At 29.8% G+C, this 4874-nt stretch carries 5 protein-coding genes and 1 pseudogene; all 6 read left to right on the plus strand.

Translation table 11 applies throughout. The features are described 5' to 3' along the window. Window positions 1-217 precede the first annotated feature (217 nt). Window positions 218-670 carry a hypothetical protein gene (locus MR593_RS08825; protein ID WP_290691986.1) on the plus strand — a complete coding sequence of 151 codons (453 nt, stop codon included), beginning with the start codon at window positions 218-220 and terminating at the stop codon, window positions 668-670. 414 nt (window positions 671-1084) lie between these two features. Continuing rightward, window positions 1085-1564 (plus strand): hypothetical protein, encoded by a 480-nt coding sequence (locus MR593_RS08830; protein WP_290691989.1) that lies wholly within the window; start codon window positions 1085-1087, stop codon window positions 1562-1564. A gap of 674 nt (window positions 1565-2238) precedes the next feature. Then, on the plus strand, window positions 2239-3492 hold the full coding sequence (locus MR593_RS08835) for a Glu/Leu/Phe/Val family dehydrogenase (RefSeq protein ID WP_290691991.1): 1254 nt from the start codon (window positions 2239-2241) through the stop codon (window positions 3490-3492). Between the two features lie 156 nt (window positions 3493-3648). Beyond that, the gene (locus MR593_RS08840) at window positions 3649-4278 is read left to right on the plus strand and encodes a helix-turn-helix domain-containing protein (protein ID WP_290691993.1); all 630 of its coding nucleotides are present in this window, start codon (window positions 3649-3651) and stop codon (window positions 4276-4278) included. Window positions 4279-4281: 3 nt separating this feature from the next. Continuing rightward, entirely contained in the window at window positions 4282-4494 is a 213-nt protein-coding gene (locus MR593_RS08845; RefSeq protein WP_290691997.1) for a CatA-like O-acetyltransferase, read from the plus strand. 246 nt (window positions 4495-4740) lie between these two features. Continuing rightward, window positions 4741-4860 (plus strand): annotated as a pseudogene (gene nrdD, locus MR593_RS13650) (anaerobic ribonucleoside-triphosphate reductase); the annotation flags it as partial. Between the last annotated feature and the right edge of the window lie 14 nt (window positions 4861-4874).

Raw genomic sequence — 4874 nt, forward strand, 5'->3', positions numbered from 1 at the left:
TGCCCCATATCCTTCATATTTAAATAGCGACATATAGTTTCATAGCTAAGCTTAAGTGCAGTCATGGCGTATCATGTTAATATAGTTATATTTTTCCGTTAATATAATGGTAGAAAATCTATTTTATAGTTAATATAATTAATATTGTGATAAGGACGAAAAAATTTATATGAGTGAAAATTTTAATAAATATTAGATTATTTGGGAGGAAAATATAATGAAGAGAATGGTTAGAGATTTCGCGCTATTATTTGCATCAAGCTTTGTGTATTCATCATTAAATAAGATGGTGAGTGTTTCAATATCACAAACATTAATTATATCACTAGGATTTGCTGGATTATTTAGTTTATTAAATGAAATAGTTAGATGCTTAAGCGAGCAAGATTTAAAATTAAAAAAATCACTCTCTAAAATGGAAATAGAAAAAATGAGACAAACAAGATTAGTAGTGAGAGATTCTATAGTGACATTTTTAGTGTGCTACGGATCTATGACATCTTCTTTAAAACTAGGCGCAGGATTATCATTTTTTAAAGTACTGCCATTTATAATAGTAGCTTTAGCGCCAACAGTAGTTATAACAGCTATAAGCAAAGAAATAAGAATGCCATCAGCTAGAAATGTTCAACAAGAAATTACAGGATACGAATTTAAAAAATTAGCTTAGTATAAATTTAATATATATCGGGCAAAGGTCTATATAGTATATAAAGTATGTATTATATAGACCTTTTTATATTTAATAAATGAACATATAATTGAAAAATTCTGAAAATATAGATAGATTTTAAGTGAATATAGTGACATATTTTTATGCGGAAAATAAAAAATAAATTATTTCTGAAAATATAGATACAACCTCGAAATTTCAAGGGTTTGTTACATTTTCAGGAAAACGATGGCAAAATAACAAGAAAGTTATATCATGTTAATATTATTATATTTTGGGTTAATATACTTATAGAAAATATATCCAACCGAATATATAATTAAATTAACAAAAGATAAGAAAACAAAAAATAATAAAAACGATAAAATAAAACAAAATTTAAAAATTAATTAATTTTAGGAGGTAGTGGATATGAACAAATTACTTAGAAACGACTTAGATAACAAAATGTTTAGAGATTTAGTGTTATCATTTGCAGTATGCTTTACTTATGTATCATACAATAGCCTAGTAGCAGGTATGACAAACGGAATTATAATTTCAATGGCAGCAGCAGGATTTTTCACTTTATTAAGTGAAATAGTTAGAAACCTCGTAGAAGTAGATTTAGAAATCAAAAAATCACTTTCAGAAAAAGAAGTTGCTAGAAAATATCAAATGAGATTAGTATTAAGAGATTCATTAGTAACATTTGTATTAGCTTATGGATTCATGACTGGTTCATTAGTAGCAGGTGTATCTCTTGCAAGTGCAGCAGGTTATATAGTAGCAGCATTAGCACCAACTTTAGTAGTAGCAGTTTTAAGCAAAGAAATGAGAGCTCCATTCTTAAGAGAATACAGAGAACACGATGCAGTTACTAGAGAATTAGAATTAAGAAAAGCAGCATAATAATAAAATACTAATATAGAAAGTTAATTATAGATTAAGATCCTATGCAAAGCGATTTGTATAGGATCTATTTTATTTTAAAGCATTTTTTAAAAATTTTATAATAAAATATGTTATTTAATAGGTTATACTTTATTAAATATAATTAAAAATGATTGAAATATGTAAAAAAAATAATAAAATAGAAAAATAATAATCTCTAATATATAACAAAATATATTTTAATACGTAAATTATATATACAAATGAAAAAATATTCTATGGAGGATTATTAAATTGTATCAAAAAATGTAAATTTAACGAGATTATATCGACTTATATCGATATAATTCGACAATAAAATAGGGAATAAATAAGAAATAGAATTGACTAAAAATTAAAAATATTCAATAAAAATAAATTAATATGGGAAAATGTTTTTTTAGGATGTGCTAAATATCAATAAAAATTCAAAAAAATATATTTAATCTAATTTTTAGATAAATAATAAAAACGTTAAATAAAATTTTTTTAAAATATAAAATAAATAATCAATTAAATAAAAATTCAATTACACATAAAAAAAAAATATGATATAATATAGTCATGATTAAGGGAAAGATGTGACATATATGGAAAAGACAACCAAATTAAAATTTTAAAATTTATGTAAAAATTTAGGGGGGCTTATAAAAATGGCTGAAAAAACTTTAAATGTATTTGAAATTGCGCAACAACAAGTTAAAAATGCTTGCGACAAATTAGGAACTGATCCTGCAGTTTACGAAATATTAAAAAATCCTATGAGAGTTATGGAATTTAACTTCCCAGTTAAAATGGATGACGGAACTATAAGAACTTTCACTGGATACAGATCTCAACATAACAACGCTTGTGGACCATTCAAAGGTGGTTTAAGATTCCATCCAAACGTAACTTTAGACGAAGTGAAAGCGTTATCAACTTGGATGACTTTCAAATGTGGTGTAACTGGTATACCATATGGTGGAGGTAAAGGTGGTATTGCCATCGATCCTAACGATTTCTCTAAAGGTGAATTAGAAAGAATCTGTAGAGGATTTGCTGATGCACTTGCTCCAGTTATAGGAGAAAAAGTTGACGTTCCTGCTCCAGACGTAAATACTAATGGTGAAATAATGTCATGGATGGTTGACGAACATGCAAAAGTAACTGGAGAATTCGCTCCTGGTACTTATACTGGTAAACCAGTTGATTTCTATGGTTCTTTAGCTAGAACTGAAGCTACTGGATACGGTGTTGCTATGATGGCTAGAGCTGCTTTAGCTAAACTTGGTATAGATATAAAAGGTGCTAAAGTTGCATTACAAGGTTGTGGTAACGTTGGTAGTTATGCAGGTATGTATATAGAAGAATTTGGTGCTAAAGTTGTTATAGTTGGTGACCACACTGGTACTATAGCTAACCCAGATGGTATAGATATGAAAGCTTTAATGGCTTACATCCCTACTACAGCTGCTAGAGGAGTTAAAGGATTCCCAGGTGCTGAAGCTACTGATCAAAACGTTTTAACTGCTGATGTTGATTTATTAATGCCATGTGCATTAGAAAACCAATTAACTGCTGAAAACGCTAACGACGTTCAAGCTAAAGTTGTTTGCGAAGGTGCAAACGGACCTACTACTCCTGGTGCTGACGAAATATTCGCTAAGAGAGGAATAACTCTAGTTCCAGATATACTAGCTAACAGTGGTGGTGTTACTGTTTCTTACTTCGAATGGGTACAAAACTTACAAAGAGATTCTTGGTCATTTGAAGAAGTTCAAGCTAAACAAGAAGTTGCTATGCATAAAGCATTCGAAGCTATATGGGCAATCAAAGAAGAATATGGCGTAGATATGAGAACTGCAGCTTACATGTCTTCTATCAAGAGAGTAGCAGACGCTATGAAACGTAGAGGATGGTATTAAGATTTAAAGATAGAATTTAAGCCTATCATGGATATATAAATTTTGAATATAAGAAGATGAGTTGAAGAGATTCGATTCATCTTCTTTTTTTTTCTCTACTTTGCGTAGATTGTAGGTATCATGAAAATGACTTATCATATTTATGAGGTGATAAGCATGGATAATATAAAAATCGGAAGGCTAATAGCCAGCAAAAGAAAAGAGAAAAATATGACGCAGAGGGGATTAGGACTTAAGATAAATGTAAGTGATAAAACTATATCGAAATGGGAGTCTGGTCTTGGTATGCCCGATATATCTTGCATAGAGAGTTTGGCAGATGTGTTAGGGCTGAATGTGAATGAGATATTATCAGGGGATGTTAATATTAATGATAATAATATGGCAAATATGAAAAAAACTAAATTTTATTTCTGTGGAAAATGTGGGAATATCATAGCCAGTACGAATAATGTGACTTTGAGTTGCTGTGGACAAAAGCTTACAGAATTAAGTGAGTGTAATTCAGAAGTGGTGGAAAATAACGGAAATATTGTGGATAATGCTAAGGATATAGATAAAAATGATATAAAAGTCGAGTATATAGAGGATGATATTTTTGTAACTGTGGATCATCCGATGATAAAAGAGCATTTTATATCTTTTATGGCTTATGTAACTGTGGACAAATTGATGATCAACAAGTTATATCCAGAGCAAGATGTATGCTCACGTTTTAAGAGAAGTGGGCATGGGATTATATATGTACTTTGTAATAAGCACGGTTTAGTCAGTAAGAGAATATAGTGGATAGATTTCAAGCATTTTTCAATAAATAGCTACGAAAATAAACCTTATTATTTTCCTTTAGTAGAATCTGGAAAAATACACGAGGAGAATGGTCGCTTGATAATGCCTCTATCTATGACACTTCACCATGCGACTACAGATGGTTATCATGTAAAGGTGTTTTTAGAGGATTTGCAGGATCAAATGAACAATCCTCAAAATTGGCTTAAATAATTTTTTTCATTTTAAATTCACTTCAAATGGGTATAATTTAAATGTAGAATATTTTAGAGGAAGTGTTATAAAATGGAAAAATTCGAAATAAGAGTTAAGGCACCAGAAGGAATAGATATAAGCGAAAAGGAAAAAAATGCTTATATAGAACATATTAGAAAAAATAATCCAAACCGAGAAATCGAATGGGTCGAAATAGTTATCGATGATGAAGGTTTTGCTAATCTTACTTATTCACTAGCACCGGTTGGATTCGAAAGAATCAGAAGAATCACAGGGTATCTAGTTGGGACAACTGACAAATGGAACGACGGCAAAAAGGCTGAGCTAAAAGATAGAGTAAAACATTCATGTGGTTGTTGTTAAAGGTAGGCGATTTG

It is taken from the genome of Intestinibacter sp. (assembly GCF_022780145.1).
In the GTDB taxonomy this organism is placed as follows: Bacteria; Bacillota; Clostridia; order Peptostreptococcales; family Peptostreptococcaceae; genus Intestinibacter.

Bases quoted from the DNA above. Each gene is read 5' to 3' on its own strand.
- MR593_RS08830 (WP_290691989.1), top strand. From the start codon at position 1,085: ATGAACAAATTACTTAGAAACGACTTAGATAACAAAATGTTTAGAGAT.
- MR593_RS08835 (WP_290691991.1), top strand. From the start codon at position 2,239: ATGGCTGAAAAAACTTTAAATGTATTTGAAATTGCGCAACAACAAGTT.
- MR593_RS08825 (WP_290691986.1), top strand. From the start codon at position 218: ATGAAGAGAATGGTTAGAGATTTCGCGCTATTATTTGCATCAAGCTTT.
- MR593_RS08840 (WP_290691993.1), top strand. From the start codon at position 3,649: ATGGATAATATAAAAATCGGAAGGCTAATAGCCAGCAAAAGAAAAGAG.